Consider the following 255-nt stretch of genomic DNA (forward strand, 5'->3'; position numbering starts at 1 on the left):
ATTCGGTGGACCGCATCATCCGGGTGGACTGGGACCGCGTGCGCGCCCCGGAAAACATGATGAACAGCAGCGCCACCAACTCCAACCTGATCACCGCCATCACCGAGCTGGAAGACGGCAAGCTGGTGTCCATTCTGGACGTGGAGCAGATTCTGGCCACCGTGGTGGGTGAGCCGCGCCTGCCGGAGATTCCGCAAGCCCAGCTGGAGAGCGACCAGTACCTGTTCTTCGTGGATGATTCGGTGGTAGCCCGCA

1 protein-coding gene is annotated in these 255 nt (G+C 62.4%); it reads left to right on the forward strand.

The window, feature by feature from the left end:
- On the forward strand, positions 1-255 hold a 255-nt coding region (locus JHD62_RS23185), incomplete at both ends, for a chemotaxis protein CheW (RefSeq protein WP_199104703.1).

Source organism: Aquitalea sp. ASV11, assembly GCF_016429185.1.
GTDB classification, from domain to species: domain Bacteria; phylum Pseudomonadota; class Gammaproteobacteria; order Burkholderiales; family Chromobacteriaceae; genus Aquitalea; species Aquitalea pelogenes.